This is a genomic window from Bacillus cereus G9842 (assembly GCF_000021305.1).
GTDB lineage: Bacteria > Bacillota > Bacilli > Bacillales > Bacillaceae_G > Bacillus_A > Bacillus_A thuringiensis_S.
Window position 1 is genome coordinate 4,294,437 of the sequence record NC_011772.1, and the last position, 26,669, is coordinate 4,321,105.

The following is a 26,669-nucleotide window of genomic DNA, read 5'->3' on the forward strand; positions in this document are numbered from 1 at the left end:
CCTGCCCTTTACAATTTAAATATAAACAAGTTGGATTTCATTTAACGTAAATCTCTTTTTTTACATTTTGACTCTATGTTTATGAAAATAAATAGAAATGCGGTGAGCCTTTATGAAAATAGTAAAGCTAAATGAATCTTTTATTTTTGAATTACTTAATCTTTGCAAATCTGTTGGATGGTTACACGATGAAATTTTTATGAAAAAACAATTCGAAATGTATCTTTCTATCGGCACACTTGTAGGTTACATTCATGAAAACAAACTCATTGCGACTGGAGGAGTATTTCCCTTTACAAGTAACTTCACTTCCATTGGTATGTTAATCGTTCACCCTAATTTTCAAGGACGCGGAATCGGGCGCATGTTGCTAAATCATTGCTTGGAACAAATTCATCCAAAACAACCCATTGCACTTATTGCGACAAAAGCTGGCGAACCTCTATACACATCATGCGGATTTCAAACAGCAACAACGATTCATCGTTTTGAAAAGCAAACTATTAAGACGTACCCTTCTCACTTACAACAAGTACAAGAAGAAGACCTTATATCTCTTACTTCTCTCGATCAAATTGCAACTGGTATGAATCGTTCTCTACTTTACTCTTTGCTATTACCAAGGGCCGTACACTCTTTTAAAATTGAAAGAAATAACTGTATAGAAGCTTTTTCATTATGCATACGAAAGGGCAATATATTATGTATCAATCCACTTATCGCCAAGCAAGAAGAAGATTCTATTCAATTATTAAAAAAGATATGTGAATGTTGGAATGGTATAGTACGAATTGATGTCCCACACTCACAATTTACATTTCGTCAATTTCTTCAAACAGAAAATTTCCAAGAAACGCTCCTTTCACCTCTTATGATAAAAAATGGTAGCCAACTTCCTGGAAATCGTAATATGCTATTTGCTATGATAGATACAGCGTTATGTTAGAAAGGAGACACCTAATTGAAGCGATTTAGCTATTTTATGGTAGGTTGTCTTACTCTTACACTATTAGTAGGATGTAGTGCAGCAGAAAAGCCAGTAGAACAAGTAAAGCAAGTTAAAAATACAATTACAGCGAAACTAGCTACCGAGGAAAAAATGGTAGAAATAGATGGTCAAACCATTTACTTTAAAAAGATTGGTAATGAAAAACCACCTTTACTTATGATTCATGGCTTTGGAGGGTCATCAGATGGTTTTCAAAAGATCTACTCCGATTTAGCAAAAGATCATACAATTATTTCTGTAGATGCTTTGGGATTCGGGCGCTCATCTAAGCCAATGGATTTTTATTATTCTTTTCCAACTCATGCAAATTTGTATTATAAATTAATGAAAAAACTAGGATATGATTCATTCGCAATACTGGGGCATTCCATGGGGGGAGAAATTTCTCTAAATTTAACATATTTATATCCTGAAGCAGTTACTCACCTTATTTTAACTGATGCTACAGGTGGCCCTCATACATTCGTTAATAAACAAGGCTCACCAAAACCACAATTGTCGACTGATTTAAATGCCGTTTTTTCTATTACAGATTATGATGAGAGCAAAGTGAAATTCAAACGTAATGATGAAGAACATTATAACAAAATGAAACTATGGCCTAGACGTCTTAAAATTAATGCGAATGAAATGAAACAGCCAACTTTAATTATATGGGGCAGAAATGATAGTAGCGTTTCTTGGAAAGAAGGAGAAACGTATCATCAATTCTTAAAAAATAGCACTTTACATATTATTGAAAAAGGTTATCATGCACCATTTCGCCAAGAACCACAAGAATTTGTCGGGTATGTACAAGACTTCTTTAAGAACAATCCGATCAAAATTGAAAAATAACATAAACGGGTATCTCATTGTGAGATACCCATTTTCATATATTAAGCAGCTTGCTTTTGGCGTTTTTGAGTTTTTGATCCTAATACTTTCGGGATAACGAAGCCATCCATTCCAAATTTCCCAGCGTTCATACCGGCAACAAGAACAAACATAGATAAGATAACCATCTCAGGATTCACACCAATTGACCCACTAAACATATAGGAAAAGTTCATTACAAGACCAAAAAAGACCGCTGTTTTTGTTAAACAGCCTACAATTAAACCAATTCCGACTAAAATTTCTCCCCATGTTACAAGCGTATTAAACAAATCTACATTTGGAATTGCAAACTCTTGTAAGAATGATGCCCACCAAGATTGAACAGCCGGTTGTGCGCCTTTAGATTTTTCAATTGCGCCTTGCAAATAACCTGTTGCATCGAATCCTTTTCCTTGTAGTTTACCGATTCCAGCCATTAACCATGTGTAACCAAGATATACTCGAATTACTGCTAATGCAAAAGAAACTGCTTTGTTTTCTCTTAAAAATTGAATAACCATATCTTCCTCCTAAAGTTGTAATTAAGTTAGTTACATTTAATATAATAACATTAGTTACTTATTTTTCAAACGTTAATTATGAATAATTCATGACATATGTATGAAACATTAAAAACTAACGTTTATATAGTAACTTTTATTACCTGTAAAAACTTGAACATATCATACCACAGGTGATAATCATTTTCATTGAAAAAAATGTAAAAAAATTGTGAGTTAAATGTGAAACACGTTTATTCGAATATAGAATAAACGTGTTTCACACTAATTATAGAATCGAAATGTATGTGTCTCCTCATCAATTAAACTCGATTCTTGAAACGCTTCTTCTAACGTTTTCCCATGGTTAATAACCCCATAAAATAAGCGTATAGTAAACATAAGTGCTGCATTTCCATCTACATAATTAATCGATCCAATATATGATTTCGCACCACTATGTAAAAAAGATTTTGGTACCCTAACGTGCACCCGCTATTTACAATATGTGTATTATGCAATTTTGCATATTTATAAATTTCTGCTGCACCAAAATATTCAAGAGATGCTCGGATTGATTGCGCCTCTAAATCCGAATTAAAACCAATTACTAATGCAATATTCAACATACAACCCCATCCTATAATCAGCCCTTATCAATCAGACTTTTATGGGATAAATCCATTTCATATATACCTGTTTCTTTCAAAAAATCTGATCTAGTTAAAACAACTTTCTGTAAATATTGTCTATATGCTGTAATTGTTCCATCATGAGATACAATGCAAATTCTTTCAGCACCCAGTCCATAACACCAAAGAAGAAATTCATCTACTATTTGCTGAAAACTATTCTCTGAAATAGTGTTTATACCTTCCTTCCATAACTGATTATTTGAGCTTTTCTCTATCGAAAAATGTGGAAATAACTTTTTTATCATATCCTGATCTACTATGCGATCGCATGGTAATGTTTTCGCGCCTTCTCGATAAGGAAAAATACACGGAGATACATATGGATGAACGATTTTTTGACAACTACATTTCGCACTCCATATTGTCGCTGTTTGCAAAGTTCGAAGTGTAGGGCTAACAATTAATATATCTGTTTCTTGTAATGATACATCACGTTGAAGTAATTTAGCTTGAGCCCTTCCTACTCTCGTCAATGGTGGATCCAACACTTGCAAACTTTCCGGTAAATCCGTTGTATGTTCACCTTCACCATGCCGAACAAAAACAAGTTTCATATTCAGCCTCCTCTTACTATAAAATCCTCACACATATTTCTTCCCTATTGCATTCTTTATTCCTGCTGTATGAAAACCAATATGTAAAACACTTTTTACACTGAAAGGAGAATTACATATATGAAATGGATAATTGTCTTTATTGGAATGATTGTATGGGGATATATAAACGGCTTCTTTAGTAGTGATAAAACTGCTAATCCTTGGATTGCAGATGATGAACGTGAAACAAAAATTAAACAAAAAGCAATTACGGCAAGCTGGTCCGGTGTTTTTATGTTTTGTACCATTAGCCTCTTAAATAAATGGTTAGGTTTAAGCACAAACGATAAATCACCGTACTTACCAGACCCTATCGCAGCTTTTTTAAAAGAAAATGTAGAGATACAAGTTTTACTCATGCTATTTGTTATGTATGGAATATTTTACTTACATTATCGAAGAAAATTAAGTGCCTAATTTCTAACTCATGATTATCCTCCTAAATGGTTATAGTAATCATGACAAAATGAAAGGAGAGATATAAACATGAGTAACTCGAATGAATTTTTAGATACACTACATGAAAAACAAGCAAAAGATGAACAAAATAGAAAGCGACAAGGGAACGGAAACCCAGCGAAAAAAAAGCCAAATAAAACACATAAATAACAATAAAAAACTGCCTAAAATGATTTTTTAGGCAGTTTTTTTATTGTTATTTCACCGAGATAACATTTCCCCAATTCCATTTCTCATAATACCACGCTGGTACATCTATATTTTCAATCCACTTCTTTTCCTGTTTCCCATCTTTATGAGCAAGCCATACATCCGCTTTCTTACGGTCTGAACGTATCCAAATTAATTGATTACTCTTCTTCATGAAGATCGGGTGGTAATCCCCTTGCTTGTTCGTTTTCTTTGTGATTTGATGCTGTGCATTACTTGTACTATCGACCTCATATAAAGATGGTAGTGGCCTTTTTTCTGGTGGAGTTTCTATTCCTGCCTCTTTTGCTCGTGAAACGATAATTACTCTATCGTTCTTCCATACAAAATCCCAATCAACATATCCTTTCGGCGTAAATATGTTCTGCTGAAGTGCTGGCAATTCCTTTACTTTTAAATGTTTATTTTCTAATGCCACTCTTCCGCTCCCTTCAATATAAGCTAATATATTTTTTGATGGTGACCATTGAAACCATTGTTCGTTTAATAACATTTGATCTACTTTTTCAAACCGACTTCCATCTGCTCGAACTAAGCAAAGCGTATTACTATCAGCTGACCATGAAGCTGTCGGTACTGCTAAAAATGAAATCCACTTTTGATCTGGTGACCACTTAAAGCCACTTGCTACTAGCGCTAGAAAATCATCATGTTCATTTGGCAATGCATACAAATGCTTCATTTTGTGAGGATTCATATGTGCATCTTTTTGCACTTCATATAGCTGAGCCCCTGTCCATCCTGTTGGAAGTAAGTTCGCTTCAGAGGATACAAGAAAGTTCTTTCCATCGGGGTACCATGCATAATCCCCTACACCAGCCGATACATTTTCAAAATCTGCATTCTTTTTTTCTACATCAAATGTATTTAATGTACCTGTAAATATAAATGCAATTATATTTTCTGTTGGTGACCATTGATAATTCGATGCTTCTGAGTGAAACGGCGTAACTTTTTTTCCATCTTTCAGCCGATATAACTCAAGAATACTTTGTTTCTTCCCTTTTACATATGCTAGCCACTCCCCGTCATATGACCACTTCGGCCCTGTTATGTACTCTCCTTTTGTAATCTGTATTTCTTTCCCATCAACTTTAATCCAAAGGTTATGATGACGAATAAAAGCAACTTTCACACTATTATTTTCTGCACTAGTAATAGTGATAGAACATAAAAACATAAACAACACTACACTACCACTTACCATTAGCCTTTTCATACCATCACTCCATTTCCCTCATAGCATTCCTCACTTTCTCCCTACAATATGTGAAAAATATCGATTCGACATAATCAGAAAAAATTTCCCAAGAAATTTCCAATCCATAGAGGATTGGTATGAATTATGTCGAAAGTATAGTTTAGCTAACATTTATATTTATAATTTCCAAATTAAATGTAAGATTTTATTTCTGAATATTAGCACTTTTATTAGGGGGAGTATCAATGAAAAAAACTACATCTACACTATTAAGCATGGCGCTTGTCTTTTCTAGTTTTGGAGCTTTAAGCGCTCATGCTGAATCACTACAAAAGGAGAAGCAATTTAGTCCACAATTAAAAACAACGATTGAACAGTGGGGAGAACATAAAATCGCTCAAAATGTTGAAACGAAAACAACAAAAGAAATATCAGTAATTGTAGAATTACAACATGCACCTCTCGCTGCTCAAACTAATATTCAGCATGCTCCAGATTTACAAAATAGTAATGCGCAGTCTTATCATGCTGAGCTAAAAAAAGCACAAGAAGATACGACTAAGAAAATAAAAGAAAAAGCACCTGGTGCAAAAATTAAAGAAGTGTATAATACGTTATTTTCTGGATTCTCTATTTCAGTTCCTGGAGATCAAATTACCTCTCTTGCCTCTTTACCTGAAGTAAAAGCAGTCTATCCGAACTTAACATATAAATTGCATGAAACATCAAAAAGTGCTACTAACGAAGAAGCACCAAATACCGGTGGACTGACAATTGGTGCACCTGAAGCGTGGAATTTAAAAGATCCATCTGGCAAACCGCTTGATGGAAAAGGCATGAAAGTAGCCATTATCGATTCTGGCGTAGACTATACACACCCTGACTTAAAGGCAAATTATATCGGTGGATATGACACGGTTGATGAAGATAACGATCCAATGGATGGTAACGTACATGGTACTCATGTAGCTGGAATTATTGCAGGTAATGGAAAAATTAAAGGCGTTGCTCCAAACGCTTCTATTCTAGCCTATCGTGTAATGAATGACGGTGGAACTGGTACAACAGATGATATTATCCAAGGAATTGAGCGAGCAATTCAAGATGGTGCGGATGTGTTAAACCTCTCCCTTGGGCAGGATTTAAATGTACCTGATCAGCCTGTAACATTAACGTTAGAACGAGCAGCGAAACTTGGTGTTACTGCTGTCGTTTCAAATGGAAATGACGGACCAAAACCTTGGTCTGTTGATGCTCCCGGTAACGCAAGTAGTGTCATTTCTGTTGGAGCATCTACGGTTTCTATCCCGTTTCCAACATTTCAAGTAACTGGTTCCAGCAAAACATATCAAGGGTTACCATTATCAAAATCCGATTTTCCAATAGGAAATGATTCTCCTCTTGTATATGTTGGTTATGGCAATCCAAGTGATTATGCAAAACAAGATGTGAAAGGGAAATTCGCACTTATTTTACAAGGTACTTCTAGTACATTAGTAAAAGCAGAACAAGCGAAGCAAGCTGGTGCACTTGGTGTGTTATTAATCTCTAGCGAAAAAGAAATTAATATGATGCCGGAATATTTTTCACGTGAACATCTAGCTGTCCCAGTAATGCAATTATCAAATACAAATGGGGAAGAATTAAAAACTTTAATTACAAAACGAAAGAAAAATATAAAAATTGGACAACCAAAGCAAACAGAACTTATCGGTAACTTTAGTTCAAGAGGACCATCACAAGGAAGTTGGCTAATAAAGCCTGATGTTGTTGCACCTGGAGTACAAATTACTAGTACAGTACCGCGAGGCGGCTATGAATCGCATAACGGAACAAGTATGGCTGCTCCGCAAGTAGCTGGAGCGGTTGCCCTCTTGCGTCAAATGCATCCTGATTGGACGACAGAACAATTGAAAGCGGCTCTTGCTAACAATGCAAAAACATTACATGATGTCAATGAAAATACATACCCTGTTATGGCACAAGGATCAGGTTTAATTAACATTCCGAAAGCAGCTCAAACAAATGTATTAGTAAAACCTAACAATGTCAGCTTTGGTCTTATTAAGCCAAATAGCGGAAAAGTAAAACTGACGCAAAATGTTACATTACAAAACCTTTCTAGTAAAAAGAAAAGTTTTTCACCTCGTGTGGAGTTACTAGATGCAAACACAAACACAAAAGTAAAAGCTTCTGTCCCTTCATCGATTAGCATTCAACCGAATAGTAGTACCGAAAAACCATTTACTATCACTGTAGATAGCTCACTACCACAAGGTGTGTATACTGGAAATGTATATGTAAAAGAACAAGGGGCAAAAGAAGAAATTCGAATTCCATTCACATTTAGTATCGAGCCTAAAGATTATAAACGTATCGATGGACTTGAAATTATTAATTCTACTTTTAGCCCAAATGGCGACCACGTACTAGATGATAATCTCATCAACTACTATTTAGTTGCGCCTGTGGATGATGTAACATTGCATGCAAATTTAGTTACGAAAGAACGTGTAACGTATCAAGGGATTATCCATCAAGCTAAAAATGCAACTCCTGGATACAAACCTTTCAAATGGAATGGTACAAAAGCAGATGGCACTCCTTTAGCTGACGGGCTATATCAAATCGAAGCAGTTGCTTCTAATTCTGGCGGAGAAACAAAACAAACAGCTGCTGTATTTCTTGATCGAACTGCACCTAAGTTAACATACGAAGTTGACCAAGAAAATCTCGTAATTAGAGGAAAAGTTGATGATATTCTACTAGATTGGATGTCAGAATCTGGTTGGATAGCACCTGGTATTCCAGTGAGAATGCAATATGAAATTAACGGAAATGGTGTATGGGACCAGGCATTCCTGAACCCTTGGGAGAAAAGCTATGACATTTATTTCGACCGTACTCAATTACAAGAAGGAAAAAATACTATTCACATTGTAGCAACTGATGCAGCTGGCAATACCTCTAATTTAACTGTTAATTTAGAAGTGAAATAAAGTGAAACTTTAATCAGTAGAGATTTCGTTCATCCCCACTGATTATTACCCTTCACCAATCGGGAGTTACGGGCAGTTAATCTCCCATCTCACTTCTTTGCTCCAACCGAATTTTGAGGTAGGAATTTTACTGCTCATTAACACGGGATAAAAAATTTTTGTTGACAATTTTTTTAATATAGTTTTATAATACAAAACATAGTTTAGTTAAACGAATTATATATCGGCTTTGAAGGAATGCTAGTAGCGACTTATATCACTGTCCCAGAGAACTGATGGTTGGTGCGAATCAGTACATATACAAGCGTGAATTACAATTCTGGAGCTTCTTTCCCGTAATGCTTTTTATGCATGAAGAGAAAGACGGATCTTTCCGTTATCGTAAAGTGAGTGGTAAACAATTAGTTGTTTACAAATAGGGTGGTACCGCGATTTTTATCGTCCCTATCGGATTTTCCGATAGGGACTTTTTTGCATCCATCCTCTTACACAATTTCATATATACGCGTTGAAAGAATCGCAGTAGTACCTTATATCCCTGTTACAGAGAGCTAATGGTCGGTGGAAATTAGCACATATATAAGTATGAATTACAATTCTGGAGCTTCTTTTTCGTAGTGCTTTTATGCATGAAGGAAAAGACGGAATTTTTCCGTTATCATTAATTGAGATGTAAGTATATTTTCACTTACAAATAGGGTGGTACCGCGATTCTTTCGCCCCTATCGGATTTTCCGATAGGGGCTTTTTCTATTTATCACAGAAACATATGTTAAATAATTCCGAATCTTATGATAAAATTTTATAAGCGCTTACAAATAATGAAAGGGGGTGATACAAGCTATTCGAAATCGATATTCAATTTTATTGAAAAAAAGGAGGATGTCTAAATGACAAAGAAAACAGAAATTCCATCGCATTTAAAACCATTTGTATCCACACAACATTATGATCAATACACACCGGTGAATCACGCTGTGTGGCGTTATATTATGAGACAAAATCATAGCTTCTTAAAAGACGTTGCTCATCCAGCCTATGTGAACGGACTACAATCATCTGGTATTAATATAGATGCAATTCCAAAAGTAGAAGAAATGAATGAGTGTTTGGCACCAAGCGGCTGGGGCGCTGTAACAATTGACGGACTTATTCCTGGCGTAGCATTCTTCGATTTTCAAGGACACGGATTACTACCGATTGCAACAGATATCCGGAAAGTAGAAAATATCGAGTACACACCAGCTCCAGATATCGTACACGAAGCCGCAGGACACGCACCGATTTTACTTGATCCTACATATGCAAAATATGTGAAACGTTTTGGGCAAATTGGTGCAAAAGCTTTCTCTACAAAAGAAGAACATGATGCATTTGAAGCTGTTCGTACATTAACGATAGTAAAAGAAAGCCCTACTTCTACTCCTGATGAAGTTAAGGCTGCTGAAAATGCTGTAATTGAAAAACAAAACTTAGTTTCTGGTTTATCGGAAGCTGAACAAATTTCACGTCTTTTCTGGTGGACAGTAGAATATGGATTGATCGGAAATATAGATGATCCAAAGATATATGGTGCTGGTCTCCTTTCTTCTGTTGGCGAAAGCAAACATTGCTTAACAGACGCTGTAGAAAAGGTTCCATTTTCTATCGAAGCATGTACAGGGACAACTTATGACGTAACAAAAATGCAACCACAACTATTTGTTTGTGAATCCTTTGAAGAATTAACAGATGCGCTTGAAACATTTTCTAAAACAATGGCCTTTAAAACAGGTGGAAAAGAAGGTTTAGAAAAAGCAATTCGCTCTGAGAACTATGCAACAGCTGAGCTAAATAGTGGATTACAAATTACAGGTACATTTAGCGAGACAATTGAAAACGATGCAGGTGAATTAATTTACATGCGAACAAATTCGCCAACGGCATTAGCGCTTCATAATAAACAGTTAGCGAATCATTCTACTTCTGTACACAGTGACGGATTTGGAACACCGATTGGATTACTCACTGAAAATATTGCATTAGAAAATTGTACAGACGAACAACTACAATCATTAGGAATTACAATTGGAACTATCGCTGAGTTTACTTTCGCAAGTGGTATTCATGTAAAAGGAACAGTAACAGATATTGTGAAAAACGATAAGAAAATTGCTCTTATTTCCTTTATCGATTGCACAGTTACTTATAACGCCCGCGTTTTATTTGATGCTTCATGGGGCGCATTTGATATGGCTGTTGGCTCACAAATCACTTCAGTATTCCCAGGTGCCGCAGATGCCGCAGCATTTTTCCCAATGGATGAAGAAGTTCAAGGACTTCCTGCTCCACTTGTACTGAATGAACTTGAACGTATGTATCAAACAGTGCGAGATATTCGAAGTGAGGGGATTTTACACAACGCGCATATCGATCAATTAGTAGCAATTCAAGAAGTATTAAATAAATTTTATGCGAAAGAATGGTTGCTGCGCCTTGAAATATTAGAGTTACTTTTAGAGCATAACAAAGGGCATGAAGCATCGGCAACATTACTACAACAACTTTCTACTTTCACAACTGATGAAGCTGTAACACGCCTTATTAACAATGGTCTTGCTTTACTTCCAGTAAAGGATGTGAAAAATGATGCTAAGATTAACTGAAGAAGAAGTTCACGAAGAATTATTGAAGGTAGATAAATGGATGGTAAAAGATGAGAAATGGATTGAACGAAAATATATGTTTTCCGACTACTTAAAAGGAGTCGAATTTGTCTCTGAAGCCGCCAAACTATCAGAAGAACATAATCACCATCCATTTATCCTTATCCAGTATAAAGCAGTTATTATTACTTTGTCATCTTGGAATGCAAAAGGTTTAACGAAACTAGATTTTGAGCTTGCAAAACAATTTGATGAACTATTTTTACAAAACGAAAAAGCAATCATAAGAAAATAAAAAAGAGAAGCCTTTTTAGGCTTCTCCTTTTATTTTGAAATGGATACAATGTCCAAATGGATCCTGGGCTTGTAATATTCCATCTTTGTACGTAGCAATCTTGCCAATATTTTTTAAGCTTTCACATACTTGCTCTTTTTGTTTTTCATTCGCTAGTACAACTGTGAAATATTTTAAACCAACAGAACCTGGCATTTGCGGTGGTACCCCTTCACCTTGCCATGTATTTAAACCGATATGGTGATGATAACCACCTGCAGATACGAACAACGCTCCATTACGAGCTGGGATCGTTACTTCAAAACCAAGACCATCAACATAGAAACGTTTCGCTTCCTCTAAATCAGCTACATGGAAATGAATATGCCCCATCACAGTACCAGCTGGAAAGCCATTCCATGTACTTCCTTGTTGTAATAATTCTTCACCAGCTAACGGGTTACTAACAAATGGGAGTTCTCCATTCTCATCACGCCAAACTTCTTTTTGTCGATCATGATAAATTTCAATCCCGTTTCCATCTGGATCAGCTAAATAAAGAGCTTCACTAAAGTAATGATCGGCTCCGCCATGTAGTGGATATACCATCTCTACAAGATGATGAAGAACATTCGCTAAATCCTGCCTACTTGGTAATAAAATTGCGTAATGATATAACCCTGTTCTTCCTCTTTGCTTCGGAAAAGCTTCTTTCTTTTCTTCAATGATAAGAAGTGGTTCACCATTTTCATTCCCAAATGTAACGACTGCTTCTTCTTCTTTTAGCACCTTCATACTTAGTACTTCCGTATAAAACTCTAGTGATTTCTTTACATTAGATACGTATAAATGAACAACATCAAGTGTTGTATCGGGATGAAGTTGAAAACTCATCTTGTTAGCCCCCCCATTTAAATTAATTCTTCTTTGACATTTTTTCTTTTAAGAAATTATCTACAAAACCATCAGCTTTTGCAACAAATAAGTATGCACCCATTGCTAATAATGCAAGTTCTAATTCGAAACCAGGATTTTTTCCATCTCCCAATAAACCAGCTGACCATTTCACTTTTACGATTGCTCCAACCATAACAAGTGCAAATAATAATCCAATATATCTTACACCTAAACCTAGAATTAATAATAGACCTCCAACTAATTCAAACGTTGCTACACCGTATGCAAGTCCTCCTGGTAAACCAATACTTGTAAACCATCCTGCAATATTGTCAATTCCTGATTGGAATTTTGTTAAACCGTGCATGAAGAATGTTACCCCTAACACGATACGAATAATTAAGTTACCAATATGTTGATTCATTTCATTCTCTCCTTTATAGTTTTCTTATACAAAACTTTTATTTACATTACAAAACATACACTAATTTTTTTTATTCGTCAATTCATTTTCACTGGGAAAAAATATATTTTTTTTGCTATGATACAAATAGTTGTTTACAAAAAGGAGCTTGATTTTATGAATATTGGTTCTGCAATACGTGAAATTCGTCAACGTAGAGGCATAACAATTGCACAAATTTGCGAGGGAACAGGTCTTTCTAAAGGATTTATGAGTCAGGTTGAAAATAATAAAACATCACCATCTATCTCAACTTTAGAAACGATCTCCAATTTTTTAAACGTTCCCCTTCCCTATTTATTGTTAGAGCAAAAAGATCGATTAAAAATTGTCAAAAAAGAAGAACGGAAATACAGTGTATACGGCAAAGATGAGCAAAGAATTGAACATGTTGCGGAGCAAGGGGGCCTTCGCCTATCTTTAGTAGAAATCCCTACTGGATTCCCGAAAGAAAACTCACCAAATGCCCATGAAGGGGAAGAATGTCACCTTGTATTACGCGGAAAACTAGAAGTTCAGCACGGTGAAGATATTGCAATTGTAGAAGAAGGTGATTCTTTCTCATGGAATGCATGCGTTCCTCATATTGTTCGTAATATAGGAGAAGAAACTGCATTATTACTCATCTCGAGTTATGCGGAAAATCGAAAACGTGTTTACTAAATAATAAAAAAGAAGCCTGATTAACAGGCTTCTTTTTTATCCCCTTATAATTCCATAACTTGTCCCAACTAGTACCGTCTTTTCATGCTGATTGCGATAAACTGACTCGATTGAAACTTTTTTATAACCTTCCATTTGCTCAATATTTGTTAAAGTTAATTCACAAGTGATCGTATCTCCTGTAAAAACTGGTCTAATAAACTCACTTACTAATTCTCTTGCTATGTAATGTAACTCTTCGCCCACCTTTGTTCCGATACTAGCAGTCAATAAACCATGAACCATTAGTCTTCCGTTTTCATCGTATTCCATATGGTGTCTACCTTTATCACCTGTAATATTTGCAAATTCAAAAACTTCCTCCTCAGTAAATCTTCTTTCATATTTAAATACATCCCCAACTTTTATACTCATTTTTATCCCCCTAATAATAAACGGAATTTTCTTTTATTTTATCATAAAAAGAGCCTCAATCCATTCTCTATTATCAAAAGTCTCAAAATTACCTCGCTATACTTTTTTACTTTCCGTTCATTTATCGGTGACCATCTCTTTTCGCGACTTGATATCCATAGTACGCACATGTTCCATTTCTCGATAGCTCTCTAACTTCAAATCCACAACTTCTATAAAAATCAAAATTGTTCGCAGATGTATGCGCAAACCAATCACCGTGGGGAAGTTTTTGCAAACAAAGAGCTACAAGCTTCTTACCTAATCCCTTCCCTCTATATTCACACTTCACAACTAAATTTACTATATTCGCGATCATAATTCCATCCGAAATGACCCTAACCATCGCAATCATCTCTTCTTCATCCCAAATTGTGAAAGCCCATGTTGAATTTTCAAATGCTATCGTAAATTTTTCAATTTGCCAAGAAGGGATATTATCATTACTCCAACCGGCATCTTCAAACAATGCTTTAATTGCATATGCTGGTACGCTACTCGTTCCCTCACGAATAATAAGTCCATTATGATAAATGTACATGTAATCCCCCCTTTATTTTCATATACCATTCTTCAAAAAATGCAATTTACCTTTAAAAAAGTAATTTTTCATCCAACACGTTTAATGGAATAAACAAGAACATCCATCCCATGAAATAAAGTTGTTTTCTCATAGCTGAGCCCTGTCTTTCTAGCAACAAATATTGAGGCGGGATGATTCGGCTTAATGAGAGAAATTAATTTATTCATTCGTAATGCTTGGAAACCGTAGTCTCGAAATGCTGCCGCCGCTTCTTTTGCATACCCTTTTCCCCAATACTGAGGAAGTAACCAATAACCAATTTCAATTTCCTCTTTTCCATCAATCTGCTGCTTTACCAGCCCTGCATGACCAATTCTTGTTCCCGTTTCCTTTTCAATCAATACAAATAAACCGAGACCGTTTTTATAGCTAGGAATGACCCACTCCTCCAAACTTTTTTTACACTGTATATATGTTTTTAACGTCCCATTTCCAATATAGCGCATTACCTTCTCGTTCCCCCATAGTGAAGCATAGAACTGTAAATCATCCATTGTATATTTGCGAATTTGTAAACAATCTGTATGAAACATGCCTGCACTCCTTTCCACTAATTTATTCTTAATTTCACGATCATGTTTTGTATGCATACGAAATGTTACTATTAATTATAAAGTGAAACTTTAATCAGTGGGGAATTTTGTTCACCCCCACTGATTATCAGCCCTCACCAATCGAGCGTTTACGGGCAGTGGATCTCCCATCTAACTTCTTTGCTCTAGCTGAATTTTGAGGCGGGAGACTTACTGCCCGCAAATAGCGGGATAAATGAACCCACAATAAAATACAGAATATTCATTCTTAACGACTAAAAAAAGCAGTAGACAAATTTCGTCTACTGCATCCATATCATAACTAGTATTAAGAAAACTACAGTTGAGGGGGTGTAGGATTTTCAAATATACTAGATACTTATCCCGTTCTAACGGGGGGTAAACTTTCCAATTGTTTCAAGTGAAAAGTTTACCGCACATAAGAACTTCCTTCGTTCATTAAGATAGTATTGCTAAATAATCATATACACGCTTAGATTTCTCTCCACCCATTCGTGCATGCTGAAGAAGAGAAATGCCATGAGGACCAGATGCACGCAATGCTTCTGGTTGAGCTACTAAAATAGCTTGTACAACTTCTAATTCACCAAGCATAGCTGCTGCAAAAATATCCATCCGAGCACCCTTTTCTAGTAAATAAAGAGCAATATCTTTACGACCTACATGTGCCGATGCCCCTAACGCACTTTCCCAATCTGATCCACCCCAATTATAAGAGGCGTGAAGTAAGCTTGGCGATTCAACCAATAGCTCTTGTACTTTCTCTAAATCCCCGTGAGCTGCCATAACAAATTCTCTTACTAATTCAGTGGTAATACGCTCTTCTGTTTGCATCGCTCTTCTCCCCTTTTAGAAATTCGTTTCGGTGTAAAAAACGGCTTGTCACTTCCTTGAAAGATATCTACATCTATGCCAAATACATGTTGAAACATTTCATGGCATAGCACTTCTTCTGGTATACCATCATACTGAATCTTTCCTCGCTTTAATACGAGTAAACGATCGCTATATTGAGCAGCTTGGTTAATGTCATGTAAAACCATTATAATTGTCATTCCATACTCCTCATTTAATCGTTTCACAAGTTCCATTACTTCCAACTGGTGAACGATATCTAAAAAGGTTGTTGGTTCATCCAATAATAAGACATTTGTACGTTGCGCTAGCGTCATGGCAATCCAAGCACGTTGCCGTTCCCCTCCTGATAAAGAATGTAAAAGACGATATTCATACCCTTCAAGATTTGTAACAGACAATGCCCAATCAACAATTTCTTCATCTTCTTTATTTAAGCGGCTACTCCATGATTTATGTGGACCTCTTCCGAACTCAATTAGTTCTTTCACTGTTAAATCTAATTGATGATCATGCATTTGTGGTAACATTGCTAATTGCTTCGCTACATCAGCACTCTTCATCATATGAATGTTTTTCCCATCTAAAATGATGTCCCCTTCGCTTTGTTTCAGTAGCCTTGCTATTAAACGAAGCAAAGTAGATTTTCCCGATCCATTCGGACCAATTAAACTAACGATTTCTCCAGCCTTAATATGTACATTCATATTTTGCATTTGAAATCTTTCAGAGTGTGCATAAAACACTTTGTTAACGGAAATCACGTTGTTTTCCTCCTCTATGAATTAAATATAAGAAGAACGGACCACCTAAGAAGGACAGTAAAATACCAACAGGCAATTCGATTGGATCGAACCAACTTCGAGCTATTGCATCCGCAAAAACAAGTAATACACCGCCGCCAAGGCATGATAAAGGTAGCAAATATCTATAATCATTTCCAACTAATAAACGTAGCATATGTGGTACGACAAGACCGACAAATCCAATAAGACCAGATACACTTACTGCAATTCCAGCTAATAATGTACTTACTACGATTAAATAAAACCGACTTTTTTCCACGTTATGTCCTAATAACTTTGCCATTTCATCTCCAAGCATTAACACTCGAATATGCTTAATGCCAAAGAAAGCTAATATAATGGCGAATATTGCATAATAAATAATCATGTTTAAATGTGCCCAACTTACACCACCAATACCACCCGCTAGCCACGGTAACACGGATTGTACTTTGTCACTATGTAATAACATTAATGCTGACGTTGCTGCACCAATTAATGCATTGATCGACACCCCTACTAAGACGATTCTTGAAGGTGGTGCCCCTTTTTGCCATGATAAAGCATAAATAACCATCGCTGTTATGAAAGCTCCTAAAAACGCCCCTAGTGGTAAAAAAGCTAGATGCTGTGGGAATAAAATCATGATGACAATTGCTACAAGGCCTGCCCCAGATGAAACTCCGATAATACCAGGATCTGCAAGAGGGTTTCTCATAACCCCTTGCAGCAGTGTACCAGATGCAGCTAAACATGTTCCTACTATAAACCCAACGAGAACTCTCGGTATGCGAAGATCCCATACAATTCGATGAACTGTCGAACCCTCATCTTGTATACCTGTTAGAATGTCTCGTACAGAAAAAGATAAACTTCCTGCGAAAAGTCCGTAAAAGAGGCCTAAAATTGTTAATACAACTAAAGTAACTGCTATTATCCATCTTTTTTTCGCAAAAGGATGTTCCTTTTCTCTTACTACTTCACTACTTTCCATACGTATCATTTCCTTACATCTTGTATACTTTTATACATAAAGTCTATTGCTTCTGTAACTTTTGTCCCAGGATTAGATCCAAATAAATCAGGTGGCAAAATAACTACGTGGTTTTGTTTTACTGCATCTAAATTTTTCCACGCTTCATTTTTCATCATTTCGCCTTCGAATGCTTTTTTCACACTTTTTGGATCTCCGTGTGTAATTAAATAAATGACATCTGGATTCGCCTCAATAATACGTTCTACACTTAGCTGTGCATATTGCGGATATTCTTTCGTTTCTGGAAAATCAGAAGCAATATTTTTCCCGCCTGTTTTTTCTAAAACATCACCTGATAAAGATGTTGGTAATGCCGCTAAATAAGTACCTGGTGCGCCATACACTAGCAATGCTTTCACATCGCTCTTTTTCTCATATTTCTTCATTTGATCATTGATTTTTTGATTAAGTTCTTTTGCTTTATCTTCTTTCTTCATTACCGTTCCATATAATTCAATATTCTTTTGAATATCTTGTACAGAATTCGCAGAAGAAATGATTACTTTCGTTCCCTGTCCTTCAACCGTTGGCACATTCTTTTGGAATCCATTGTTAGCAACAAGTACATCGGGCTTTAAACTAGCAATTTGCTCAAAATTCGGTTGATGTGCATTCCCAATTACTTTTGCCTTCTTTAACTCCTCTGGAAGAGTTAATTTCGTATCCGGACGACCTACTACTTTTCCACCTAAAGCATGAATAATATCCATGTCCCCCATACTTAATGTTGCAAAACTTTCTGGTACTTTATCGAATGTTACCTTTCTCCCTGACAGGTCGGTAATTTCGATTTTTTCTTTTCCTTTTTCTGTTTTGGTTGCAGACGCTTTTTCGTCCCCTTTGGCACTGCAACCTATTAACAAGAAAAAAATAGATAAAATCGCTGTAAATAGCGTAATAGATTTTTTCATTCCTTCACCTCTAGTTGATAATGATAATCATTAACTACTATTCTACTTTAATTGATAAGGATTATCATTGTCAACATGAAACGCATACATTTTTCTACAAAAAACAAAAAGCGCGACAAAAAGATTCTTTCTTTTCGCCGCGCTCTAGTTAACAATATTATTCACATTCATTTTCCTCTAACTGGTCACGCATCACTTTCACACGCTGAAAGAAAAAGAACGATAAACTTAAAAATATAACGATACTCCCCATCATAACAAAAAATTGGATTGTCTCTTTTGCTCCATCCGGAATCAACAAGCCAACCATTAACAATGTACTTACAGCGAGAAGAATTTGTCCGAACCTAGTATAATCTTCTATTTTCCCTTGTAATTCTTTCATTATATTCTCACTCCTCCATTTCACTTTATCATATTCTATGAAACTGAAAGACCAGTAAATACAGCCATTCTGGGAGATGTTTTCCAACAAAAAAAGAGCCGCTTTACTGCGGCTCTTTTTTAATCATTATTCACCTTTATATGCTTCCATATAAATTTCTTTCAGCTCTGAAATAAGCGGTAACTTTGGATTAGCAGTTGTACATTGATCTTCAAAAGCTCTTTCTGCTAATACTCCAACAACCTCTTCAAATTGCTCTTTATCTACCCCTTGTCCTGCAATACTCATATTAATATTTAAGCTTTTTCCAAGCTCAATAATTGCTTTGACGAGTGATTCCACACCTTCTGCTACTGAGCTTGCTGGAAGCCCGAGCATTCTCGCAATATGTGCATAGCGTTCATCTGCTACAAAGTGCTCATATTTTGGGAACAATGCGTGTTTTCTTGGCTTAATAGCATTATAGCGGACTACATGCGGCATAAGAATTGCATTTGCACGTCCGTGCGGAATATGGAATTCTGGACCAATTTTATGTGCTAAGCTGTGATTAATACCTAGAAAAGCATTTGCAAATGCCATCCCTGCAATTGCAGAAGCGTTATGCATTTTTTCCCGTGCTTCTTCATCATTTCCATCTTTATATGCTCTCGGTAAATATTTGAATACGAGATCAATAGCTTTTAATGCTAATCCATCTGTATAGTCATTTGCCATAACAGACACATACGCCTCAATTGCATGTGTTAAAACATCCATACCAGTATCTGCTGTTACATGTGGTGGTACTGTCATTACAAATTGCGGATCAACAATTGCTACATCTGGTGTTAATTCATAATCTGCGAGCGGATACTTTATATTATTTTTCTTATCTGTAATAACCGCAAATGGTGTCACTTCTGATCCTGTTCCTGATGTTGTTGGAATCGCAACAAACTGTGCCTTATTTCCTAATTCCGGATATTTACATGTACGTTTTCTTATATCTAAAAACTTCTGTTTAATGCCATAGAATGTCGTTTCTGGATGCTCATAGAATAACCACATTCCTTTTGCTGCATCCATAGCTGAACCACCACCAAGTGCGATAATTACATCTGGCTTAAAGCTTCTCATCATTTCCGCACCTTTAAAGACAGTTTCATCTGATGGATCTGGTTCGACCTCAAAGAAAACTTCAATTTTCACATCATTTGCATGCTTGTTTAAATAGTGCGTGACTGTATCCACATAGCCATGTTCAACCATTCCAGGATCCGTTACAATAAATGCACGTGAAATGTTAGGCATATTTGCTAAATACGCTGTAGCATGTTTTTCAAAATAAATTTTTGGTGGCAATTTGAACCACTGCATATTCTTTTTTCTATTTGCCAGCCTTTTTATATTTAATAAATGAGTCGCTGTTACATTTTGGGAAACTGAATTTTTTCCGTAAGAACCACAACCAAGTGTAAGTGATGGAATAAATCCGTTATATATATCCCCTATTCCACCTTGTGATGAAGGTGCATTTACAATGAGACGGCAAGCTTTCATACGTAATCCAAATTGCTTTTGCACTTCTTTATTTGTAGAATGAATAACTGCTGAATGTCCTAAACCACCGAGGTTCAACATTTCTTCGCAATATGTAAATCCTTTTTCTAATGAATTCGCCTTCACACAGGCTAATACTGGGCTCAGTTTCTCACGAGATAACGGGTATGCTGCTCCGATACCTTGAATTTCAGCTACAAGCATTTTTGTATGTTCAGGAACAGTAATCCCAACTAATTCGGCAATATACTGTGCTGATTTTCCTACAATATCACTATTTACTGCACATGTATTTTCATTTATAACGAGCTTTTCTAATTTTTTTCTTTCTTCTTCTGTTACAAAGTAACAATTGTTTTCGATCATTTCTGTTTTAACATCATCATAGATTTCTTTATCGACAATGATTGCTTGTTCCGATGCACAAATCATACCGTTATCAAATGTTTTCGATAAAATTAAATCATTAACAGCTCGTTTTACATGTGCTGATTTTTCTATATAACACGGTACATTACCAGGACCTACACCTAGCGCTGGTTTTCCAGTAGAGTAAGCTGATTTCACCATACCAGCGCCTCCAGTTGCTAGAACGAGTGCCACACCATCATGGTTCATTAATTGTTTCGTCGCTTCGACAGACGGTCTTTCAATCCATTGAATACAATGTTTTGGTGCACCAGCTTTCATTGCTGCATCATATACGGTTTTCGCTGCTGCCACCGAACAATTTTGTGCAGAAGGATGAAATGCGAAAATAATTGGATTTCTCGTTTTTATCGCAATCAACGCTTTAAACATTGTTGTCGACGTTGGATTCGTTACTGGTGTTACCCCAGCTACTACACCGACAGGTTCTGCAATTTCTATTATTTCTTCATGAGGATCTTCGTGAATAATTCCTACCGTTTTATCTTGCTTTATACTATGCCAAATATATTCAGTGGCAAAAATATTTTTAATGCATTTGTCTTCATAGACACCACGGCCTGTTTCTTCAACAGCCAATTTTGCAAGTGGCATATGTTGATCAACACCTGCTAATGCCATTTCATGAACAATGTTGTCAATCTGCTCTTGTGTAAAACTTTCTAATGCTTGTAAAGCTTGTTGACCGTTATTTACTAACGTATCAATCATCTCTTTTACCTCTTGCATTTCATTTACAACTTTCTCTTTGACTACCATGTAAATTTCCTCCTATTCTGTTATCACGGTCTTTATAAGTCCCTATAGGTCATAATAAGTCCCGATTAGCGAAAAAAAATAGAGTTACCGTCCTACATGAATCCCATTGTTTGTGAAACACTTCACAAGTTTACTCGTGAATAACATTTCATGAATTCAATATACATGAAATCATTTCATTTGTGTATGTATAATTTGTGAAATATTTCACAATTAACACAATAAAAAATGCACTGCTCCACATTAGCAGTGCATTTTTTATTACGCTAGCGCTTGTGCTAAATCTTCAATTAAATCTTCACCATCTTCAATACCGACAGAAATACGAATTAATGTATCTGTAATTCCTAATTCTTTACGGCGATCTGCTGGGATTGATGCATGTGTCATTTGAGATGGGATAGAAATTAAACTTTCTACTGCTCCTAAGCTTTCAGCAAGTGTAAAGTATTGCAGTTTCTCAAGTACTTTATTTAATGTTTCCTCACTATCTACATCAAACGAAATAATAGCACCAAATCCATTTGCTTGTTCTGTTGCTAATTCGTGGTTTTGATGTGATTCAAGACCTGGGTAATATACTTTATTTACTTTTGGATGATTATTTAAAAATTCAGCAATAGCGCGTGAATTCGTTTCATGTTCTTCCATACGAATTCCTAATGTTTTTAAACCGCGAAGTAGTAAGAAGCTATCTTGTGGTCCAAGAATACCTCCTGTTGAGTTTTGTACAAAGTGAAGGTCTTCTGCTAGTTGTGGGCTATTTACCACTACTAGACCTGCAACTACGTCACTATGACCTCCTAAATATTTCGTTGCACTATGAAGTACAATGTCTGCTCCTAAAGAAATCGGCGACTGCCAATATGGCGTCATGAATGTATTATCAATAATTGTTAATAAATCTTTCTCTTTAGCAAGAGTAGATATTTTCTTAATATCAGTAATTTTTAGTAATGGGTTCGTTGGTGTTTCCACATAGATCGCTTTCGTATTTGGACGAATTGCTTCTACAACTTCCTCTAAGTTTGTTGTGTCTACAAATGTATGTTCAATACCGAAGCGGTTTAATACTTTCGTAATAACACGATACGTTCCACCATAAACATCATCTGTTAAAATAACGTGGTCACCTTTTGAGAACAACATAATTGTCGCTGTAATAGCAGCCATTCCAGAACCGAATGCAAATCCAGCATGACCATTTTCTAATACGGCAATCATTTCTTCTAAAGCTGCACGTGTTGGGTTACCTGTACGTGAATATTCATATCCTTGATGCTTACCAACCGCTTCTTGTTTGTACGTACTTGTTTGATAGATCGGTACGTTTACAGATCCAGTTGAAGGTTCTCCTATACGAATACCATGAATTAACTTTGTCTTTGCTCTCATTTTTTATTCCCATCCTTTGTATATGTCTTTACTTAAATAGCGCTCACTACTATCAGGAAAAATGGTTACAATATTTGTACCTGGTGCTGCCTTCTCTGCCTCAAGTAAGCTCGCATGAAATGCTGCTCCTGAAGAGCTCCCAACGAGAAGTCCTTCTTTTTGCGCTAATTCTTTCACTCGTAAAAATGCATTTCGATCAGAAATCGTATGAATTTCATCAAAATAAGATGTCTTCAAAAATGGCGGGATAAATTCCAGTCCAATTCCTTCGGTCTCATGTGAACCAGCCTTACCACCATTTAAAATAGATCCTTCTGGCTCTACGATAACTGTTTTAATATCTATATTTTTTTCTTTCAAATAAGATGCAGTCCCCATAAACGTACCGCCAGTTCCTGCTCCAGCAACAAATATGTTAATCTCTCCATTCAGTGCATTCCAAAGTTCAGGACCTAGTGTTTTGAAATAAGCACGCGGGTTTGCTTCATTCGCAAACTGACTTGGAGAGTATGAATTCGGTATTTCATTTACTAATTCTTTTGCTTTTGCAATTGCACCGGTCATTCCTTGCTCAGTCGGTGTATGCACGACCGTTGCACCTAGTGCTTTCATTAATTCTTGTTTTTCAATACTAAATTTCTCTGGTACACAAACGATAACACGTAAATCATGTTCTAATGCTGCAAGTGCCAGTCCAATACCAGTATTCCCAGCAGTCGGTTCAATAATTGTTCCACCTTGGGTAACAAGCCCTTTTTCTAGCGCATCTTCGATTAATTCTCTTCCTAAACGATCCTTAACGCTTCCGCCTGGGTTATAAAATTCAAGCTTTGCAAATAAGCGGACCCCTTTCGGAAGTGAAAAACGAGTAATTTCTACAATTGGTGTATGACCAATTAACTCATGAACTCCACGATATACATTCATCGTGTTCTCCCCCTTGTTTGCCAATAAAGAAAAGGCAACTGTATGTATTTTCTTTATATGAGACAGTTGCCTTTTTGTTACATTACTTTAACTCTTCTAACACTTTTACGATAAAGTTTGTAGAATGAAGAGCTGCTTGATCTAAAAACTGATCAAATGAAACATTTGATTCTTTACCAGCAATATCAGAAAGTGCGCGAATGATAACAAACGGAACTTCATATTGGTGGCATACTTGTGCGACAGCTGCTGCTTCCATTTCTACCGCATAAAGATTTTCAAATTTATCACGGATGGCTGCAACGCGGTTCGGATCACTCATAAATGAATCGCCTGTTGCAATCATGCCTTTTACAACTTGAATATTTTCTTCAGTTTGCATACATTTCTCAGCTAATGCAACTAACGCCTCATCAGCTTTAAATCCAGGCGGCATTCCTGGTACTTGACCATATTCATAGTTAAATGCTGTTACATCTACGTCATGGTGACGAACTTCAGTGGAAATAACTACATCACCAACGTTTAGAGAATGATGGAATCCACCAGCTGAACCAGTATTAATTACTTTTTCAGGCTTATATTTTTCTAATAAAATTGTCGTTGACATCGCTGCGTTTACTTTACCAATACCAGACTTTAACAAGATTACTTCATGTCCTGCTAATAGTCCTTTCGTAAATTCACAACCTGCAACCGTTTCTGTCTCTGCTTGTTCTAATTTGTCACGTAAAATACGTACTTCTTCTTCCATTGCTCCAATTACAGCAATTCTCAATCTAATCCCTCTTTCTATTGCTTAGTTGCCTCCATTACCCAAACGAAATGATTTAATCTCGTAAACGTTACATGGAAGCCATTGTTTTCAAAAATAGTCTGCATAACTGGAATACGTGTATAGTATTCCGTTTGCAAATCGTTTGCTAACTGGTGAAAACCTCTTTGTTTTGCTGTTTCAACAGTTTTATCATATGCATCTTGATCTGCAAATATCGTATCAGCAAACACTATTTTACCACCTTTGTTTAGCAATTGACTATACTTCGCAACCGCTACATTTTTTTCATCATCTGTTAAATGATGAAATGCATAGGTGCTTACAATGGTATCAATTGAATTTGGGACTTCAAACGAAAGAAAATCACCTTCTGTAATCGAAAATTCTTTTGGCAATTTCTCTTTTGCAATCATACGCATTTCACGCGACGGTTCTATACCGTAAACTGTGCGGCCAGCAAGTAATAATTTATTTGTTAAATTACCTGTACCGACACCAAATTCTAATACATTACCAAATGACTTGTTAACTACATCCTCTAGAATATCCTCATAATGGGCGAAAACTTCTTTATATTGTATATCTTCGCCTTGTACGAATGAGTCGTACGTATGAGCCCACTCATCAAATAAACCATTAAATTCTGTGCCCATAAAAATTCCCCTTTTTCTTATCGGTTTTATCAGTATGATATTCCCTCTTTCTAAAAATGTCAATTGAAATGTACATGGTATTTCCTTCTTTTCTTTGTTACACTATAGTTGATTACATAGGAGAGGGGCCGTCTTCATGTCATTTACCTTTGAAATGTTAGAAGATAAAGTAGAATTTTTTGAAGCGGGAGACTTAGCTTCTTTAGAACGAAAAATTAGTGAACAAATCGATAATAATAAAGCACTTATGCTTGAAGTTCATCACATCTCACATCAAATGGTTATGGATCCTGAAAGCAAAAGACCGTATTATAGCGCGGTTGTTCATTTTAAATTAAAGAAATTGCGTTAACTAAAAAAGAGAAGCTCCTAAGGAGCTTCTCTTTTTTAGTTTAGAGTTTGAACAAGTACTGGTTTCCAGCCCTCATTATCTACCCAATCAATATTTACGTAATATCTTTTTCCACTTTGCTTATCTTGAACGTCACCATAAGCTTTACTCTTTCCAGTTTTGTCTCTTCCAACAAAATGGAATACTAATTGCTCCTTCGGTACTTCAATACCTGCAGCAATTGCACTTTGCATCTCATTCCAATCTGATGACCCCTGTTTAAACGTCATCGCTGGTGATGAACCTTGTTCTGTTCCTACAGCTTTCCAAGAAGGTTTTGTATAAGCCTCTTTTGCCTTGGATACAGTTTTTTCAGCTGATACTTTCTCGTTAGCTTTCGCTTCTTCTTCAGCTTTTTTCTTTTCTTCCTCAGCCTTTAACTTCTCTTCTTCAGCTTTTTGCTTAGCTTCTGCTTGCTCTTTTTCTTTTTCTTTTTTCTTAGCAGATTCTTTATCTTCTGATTTTCCAGCTTTCTCATTCTTTGTTGTTTGTTGAGAGACTTTCTTATCAGTAGAAGATGCTTGCTCTTTCGTACTAGGAACGAACAATTGATATGCTACAATAGCTACTAATAGTAATACAATAGCGATTGCAATATTTAAAACACCGTTTTGACGACGTTTTTGTTGTTTCTGTTGGAATCTTGATCCTCCTGCCATTCTCCAAACCTCCATGCAGTTTTTCCTAATTGCTATTGTAACATTAAATCTAGAAAGGTTGAACATTTACAATGATATTTTCATGAAATGAAAACAATTCACTAT

General features: G+C 36.1%; 28 protein-coding genes, 1 pseudogene and 2 other annotated features. Of the genes and pseudogenes, 9 read left to right on the forward strand and 20 right to left on the reverse strand.

All coding sequences use genetic code 11. From position 1 onward, the window contains the following. Positions 1 to 112: 112 nt before the first annotated feature. Positions 113 to 946: a GNAT family N-acetyltransferase gene (locus tag BCG9842_RS21645; protein WP_000706701.1), complete on the forward strand. Its 834-nt coding sequence runs from the start codon at positions 113 to 115 to the stop codon at positions 944 to 946. A gap of 15 nt (positions 947 to 961) precedes the next feature. Beyond that, positions 962 to 1,846, forward strand: coding sequence for an alpha/beta fold hydrolase (locus BCG9842_RS21650; RefSeq protein ID WP_000819809.1), 885 nt, complete (start codon positions 962 to 964; stop codon positions 1,844 to 1,846). Between the two features lie 41 nt (positions 1,847 to 1,887). Here the strand turns inward: BCG9842_RS21650 and BCG9842_RS21655 are convergent, their stop codons facing one another. From BCG9842_RS21655 to BCG9842_RS21665, 3 genes and pseudogenes are all read right to left on the reverse strand, one after another. Next, complete coding sequence (locus BCG9842_RS21655) at positions 1,888 to 2,388, reverse strand: DoxX family protein (protein ID WP_000236591.1); 501 nt, start codon at positions 2,386 to 2,388, stop codon at positions 1,888 to 1,890. Positions 2,389 to 2,652: 264 nt separating this feature from the next. Next, positions 2,653 to 2,996: pseudogene (locus BCG9842_RS21660) on the reverse strand (hypothetical protein). A gap of 17 nt (positions 2,997 to 3,013) precedes the next feature. Beyond that, entirely contained in the window at positions 3,014 to 3,616 is a 603-nt protein-coding gene (locus BCG9842_RS21665; protein WP_000779741.1) for a histidine phosphatase family protein, read from the reverse strand. A gap of 120 nt (positions 3,617 to 3,736) precedes the next feature. Here BCG9842_RS21665 and BCG9842_RS21670 point away from each other — a divergent pair, with 120 nt between their 5' ends. Both BCG9842_RS21670 and BCG9842_RS21675 read left to right on the forward strand, forming a co-directional pair. Continuing rightward, a complete protein-coding gene (locus BCG9842_RS21670; protein WP_000871144.1) occupies positions 3,737 to 4,075 on the forward strand; it encodes a hypothetical protein in 339 nt (112 codons plus the stop codon). 69 nt (positions 4,076 to 4,144) lie between these two features. Then, positions 4,145 to 4,267, forward strand: a complete 123-nt coding sequence (locus BCG9842_RS21675; protein WP_000071866.1) for a DUF4023 domain-containing protein — start codon at positions 4,145 to 4,147, stop codon at positions 4,265 to 4,267. Positions 4,268 to 4,313: 46 nt separating this feature from the next. Here the strand turns inward: BCG9842_RS21675 and BCG9842_RS21680 are convergent, their stop codons facing one another. Beyond that, a complete protein-coding gene (locus tag BCG9842_RS21680; RefSeq protein ID WP_000826291.1) occupies positions 4,314 to 5,546 on the reverse strand; it encodes an eIF2A-related protein in 1,233 nt (410 codons plus the stop codon). Positions 5,547 to 5,773: 227 nt separating this feature from the next. On the opposite strand from BCG9842_RS21680, the gene BCG9842_RS21685 reads away from it, so the two are divergent. The 3 genes from BCG9842_RS21685 (at position 5,774) to BCG9842_RS21695 (ending at position 11,467) form a co-directional block, all read left to right on the forward strand. After that, positions 5,774 to 8,527, forward strand: a complete 2,754-nt coding sequence (locus BCG9842_RS21685; protein WP_000754167.1) for a S8 family peptidase — start codon at positions 5,774 to 5,776, stop codon at positions 8,525 to 8,527. A 220-nt stretch (positions 8,528 to 8,747) separates the two neighbouring features. Beyond that, positions 8,748 to 8,976, forward strand: a binding site (T-box leader). Between the two features lie 50 nt (positions 8,977 to 9,026). Beyond that, positions 9,027 to 9,254, forward strand: a binding site (T-box leader). 163 nt (positions 9,255 to 9,417) lie between these two features. Then, a complete protein-coding gene (locus tag BCG9842_RS21690; RefSeq protein WP_000163195.1) occupies positions 9,418 to 11,172 on the forward strand; it encodes an aromatic amino acid hydroxylase in 1,755 nt (584 codons plus the stop codon). Next, positions 11,153 to 11,467 (forward strand): 4a-hydroxytetrahydrobiopterin dehydratase, encoded by a 315-nt coding sequence (locus BCG9842_RS21695; RefSeq protein ID WP_000979537.1) that lies wholly within the window; start codon positions 11,153 to 11,155, stop codon positions 11,465 to 11,467. Before BCG9842_RS21690 ends, BCG9842_RS21695 begins: the two co-directional genes overlap by 20 nt. Positions 11,468 to 11,482: 15 nt before the next feature. Here BCG9842_RS21695 and BCG9842_RS21700 read toward each other — a convergent pair whose 3' ends face one another. Then, a complete protein-coding gene (locus tag BCG9842_RS21700) occupies positions 11,483 to 12,340 on the reverse strand; it encodes a VOC family protein (RefSeq protein ID WP_000009843.1) in 858 nt (285 codons plus the stop codon). Between the two features lie 22 nt (positions 12,341 to 12,362). Further along, a complete protein-coding gene (locus BCG9842_RS21705; RefSeq protein WP_001071553.1) occupies positions 12,363 to 12,767 on the reverse strand; it encodes a DoxX family protein in 405 nt (134 codons plus the stop codon). Positions 12,768 to 12,923: 156 nt separating this feature from the next. Between BCG9842_RS21705 and BCG9842_RS21710 the strand changes: the two genes are divergently transcribed. Continuing rightward, entirely contained in the window at positions 12,924 to 13,469 is a 546-nt protein-coding gene (locus BCG9842_RS21710; RefSeq protein WP_001020693.1) for a helix-turn-helix domain-containing protein, read from the forward strand. 36 nt (positions 13,470 to 13,505) lie between these two features. On the opposite strand, the gene BCG9842_RS21715 is transcribed toward BCG9842_RS21710, so the two are convergent. From BCG9842_RS21715 to BCG9842_RS21775, 13 genes are all read right to left on the reverse strand, one after another. After that, positions 13,506 to 13,883: a MaoC/PaaZ C-terminal domain-containing protein gene (locus BCG9842_RS21715; RefSeq protein ID WP_000025008.1), complete on the reverse strand. Its 378-nt coding sequence runs from the start codon at positions 13,881 to 13,883 to the stop codon at positions 13,506 to 13,508. 121 nt (positions 13,884 to 14,004) lie between these two features. Then, positions 14,005 to 14,463 (reverse strand): GNAT family N-acetyltransferase, encoded by a 459-nt coding sequence (locus BCG9842_RS21720; RefSeq protein WP_000276126.1) that lies wholly within the window; start codon positions 14,461 to 14,463, stop codon positions 14,005 to 14,007. A gap of 68 nt (positions 14,464 to 14,531) precedes the next feature. Then, positions 14,532 to 15,095, reverse strand: a complete 564-nt coding sequence (locus tag BCG9842_RS21725) for a GNAT family N-acetyltransferase (protein WP_141526681.1) — start codon at positions 15,093 to 15,095, stop codon at positions 14,532 to 14,534. Positions 15,096 to 15,497: 402 nt separating this feature from the next. After that, positions 15,498 to 15,893 carry an ankyrin repeat domain-containing protein gene (locus tag BCG9842_RS21730; protein ID WP_001192766.1) on the reverse strand — a complete coding sequence of 132 codons (396 nt, stop codon included), beginning with the start codon at positions 15,891 to 15,893 and terminating at the stop codon, positions 15,498 to 15,500. Next, positions 15,860 to 16,678, reverse strand: coding sequence for an ABC transporter ATP-binding protein (locus BCG9842_RS21735; RefSeq protein WP_000626531.1), 819 nt, complete (start codon positions 16,676 to 16,678; stop codon positions 15,860 to 15,862). Before BCG9842_RS21735 ends, BCG9842_RS21730 begins: the two co-directional genes overlap by 34 nt. Then, positions 16,665 to 17,693, reverse strand: coding sequence for a FecCD family ABC transporter permease (locus tag BCG9842_RS21740; protein ID WP_002082127.1), 1,029 nt, complete (start codon positions 17,691 to 17,693; stop codon positions 16,665 to 16,667). Before BCG9842_RS21740 ends, BCG9842_RS21735 begins: the two co-directional genes overlap by 14 nt. Before the next feature lie 5 nt (positions 17,694 to 17,698). Beyond that, complete coding sequence (locus tag BCG9842_RS21745) at positions 17,699 to 18,646, reverse strand: ABC transporter substrate-binding protein (RefSeq protein WP_000748462.1); 948 nt, start codon at positions 18,644 to 18,646, stop codon at positions 17,699 to 17,701. Positions 18,647 to 18,803: 157 nt separating this feature from the next. Further along, the gene (locus tag BCG9842_RS21750; protein WP_000661454.1) at positions 18,804 to 19,031 is read right to left on the reverse strand and encodes a YrhC family protein; all 228 of its coding nucleotides are present in this window, start codon (positions 19,029 to 19,031) and stop codon (positions 18,804 to 18,806) included. A gap of 126 nt (positions 19,032 to 19,157) precedes the next feature. Next, positions 19,158 to 21,761 (reverse strand): bifunctional acetaldehyde-CoA/alcohol dehydrogenase, encoded by a 2,604-nt coding sequence (gene adhE / locus BCG9842_RS21755; protein WP_000260462.1) that lies wholly within the window; start codon positions 21,759 to 21,761, stop codon positions 19,158 to 19,160. Between the two features lie 261 nt (positions 21,762 to 22,022). Next, positions 22,023 to 23,156: a bifunctional cystathionine gamma-lyase/homocysteine desulfhydrase gene (locus tag BCG9842_RS21760; protein ID WP_001201921.1), complete on the reverse strand. Its 1,134-nt coding sequence runs from the start codon at positions 23,154 to 23,156 to the stop codon at positions 22,023 to 22,025. Positions 23,157 to 23,159: 3 nt separating this feature from the next. Beyond that, the gene (locus BCG9842_RS21765) at positions 23,160 to 24,083 is read right to left on the reverse strand and encodes an O-acetylserine dependent cystathionine beta-synthase (protein ID WP_001103879.1); all 924 of its coding nucleotides are present in this window, start codon (positions 24,081 to 24,083) and stop codon (positions 23,160 to 23,162) included. An 82-nt stretch (positions 24,084 to 24,165) separates the two neighbouring features. Further along, positions 24,166 to 24,861, reverse strand: coding sequence for a 5'-methylthioadenosine/S-adenosylhomocysteine nucleosidase (mtnN, locus tag BCG9842_RS21770; RefSeq protein ID WP_001217027.1), 696 nt, complete (start codon positions 24,859 to 24,861; stop codon positions 24,166 to 24,168). A gap of 14 nt (positions 24,862 to 24,875) precedes the next feature. Next, positions 24,876 to 25,514, reverse strand: a complete 639-nt coding sequence (locus BCG9842_RS21775; RefSeq protein ID WP_000536323.1) for a class I SAM-dependent DNA methyltransferase — start codon at positions 25,512 to 25,514, stop codon at positions 24,876 to 24,878. 136 nt (positions 25,515 to 25,650) lie between these two features. Between BCG9842_RS21775 and BCG9842_RS21780 the strand changes: the two genes are divergently transcribed. Then, on the forward strand, positions 25,651 to 25,866 hold the full coding sequence (locus BCG9842_RS21780) for a YrzA family protein (protein WP_000010984.1): 216 nt from the start codon (positions 25,651 to 25,653) through the stop codon (positions 25,864 to 25,866). Positions 25,867 to 25,901: 35 nt separating this feature from the next. Here BCG9842_RS21780 and BCG9842_RS21785 read toward each other — a convergent pair whose 3' ends face one another. Further along, a complete protein-coding gene (locus tag BCG9842_RS21785) occupies positions 25,902 to 26,564 on the reverse strand; it encodes a YrrS family protein (protein WP_000897094.1) in 663 nt (220 codons plus the stop codon). Positions 26,565 to 26,669 lie beyond the last annotated feature (105 nt).